Origin of the sequence: Paraclostridium dentum, assembly GCF_012922555.1 — a bacterium.
GTDB classification, from domain to species: domain Bacteria; phylum Bacillota; class Clostridia; order Peptostreptococcales; family Peptostreptococcaceae; genus Paraclostridium; species Paraclostridium dentum.
Genome location: NZ_WIPK01000190.1, coordinates 1 through 326 on the forward strand (window position 1 = coordinate 1; position 326 = coordinate 326).

General features: G+C 55.8%; 1 protein-coding gene. It reads right to left on the bottom strand.

Going from position 1 to position 326, the window contains the following annotated elements; genetic code table 11:
- Positions 1 to 291 (bottom strand): uL30 family ribosomal protein (locus tag GFJ41_RS21320; protein WP_226890299.1); only part of this gene is annotated, 291 nt, incomplete at its 3' end.
- Between the last annotated feature and the right edge of the window lie 35 nt (positions 292 to 326).

Below are 326 nucleotides of genomic sequence, written 5' to 3' on the forward strand. Positions count from 1 at the left end.
GCCGTATCCACGCTTGTAGATGAGCTCACGCACAGACTTGAGGTTGGGGTATCCCCAGGCGATGTACGGTTCGGCGATACGCAGCATGTTGATGGAGGCCTTGTTGAGCTTGACGAAGACGCCGTTAAAGATCTGGCGCAGACGCAGCAGCTGCAAAACCTTACGCACTTTAGGGCTCACGCCGTTGATACCTCTGATGCGGATAACGAAGGCCAGCTTGGGTTCTGCAGGGACGTAGAAGTTTCCGACTTTGCGAGCCATGCGGTTCATGCGGATCTCGCGCCTGTACATCTGCCGGTACTCCTTGTGGTAAAACTGCGCTCTGG